Source organism: Massilia rubra, from assembly GCF_011682065.1.
Taxonomy (GTDB): Bacteria; Pseudomonadota; Gammaproteobacteria; order Burkholderiales; family Burkholderiaceae_D; genus Telluria_A; species Telluria_A rubra.
Window position 1 is genome coordinate 1 of record NZ_VUYU01000098.1, and the last position, 368, is coordinate 368.

Below are 368 nucleotides of genomic sequence, written 5' to 3' on the forward strand. Positions count from 1 at the left end.
ACAGAGATAAGAAAGTACAGCGTTGTTGCTTTGTTTTGATACATACAATCACTACCCATCGTCTGACCTGTCGGCCAAACGATTAAAACTTTACTTCTTCCAGATTGTTAAAGAACGAAACAGCTTTAATCCCTGAAAGATCAAACCTAAGCATTGGTGCTTAGGTTTGCGCTTTCAAGCGCTGTTCTTCTTGATTGACAGTCGATAAGTGTGGACGCTTAATGAACCGGCTCTATAGCCTGGTGCAACTCTAGAAAGGAGGTGATCCAGCCGCACCTTCCGATACGGCTACCTTGTTACGACTTCACCCCAGTCACGAATCCTACCGTGGTAAGCGCCCCCCTTGCGGTTAAGCTACCTACTTCTGG

The 368-nt window shown here is 46.2% G+C and carries 1 rRNA gene; it reads right to left on the reverse strand.

Annotated elements, in window-relative coordinates:
• Positions 1 to 254 precede the first annotated feature (254 nt).
• A 16S ribosomal RNA gene (locus tag F0185_RS34190) occupies positions 255 to 368 on the reverse strand; the annotation flags it as partial.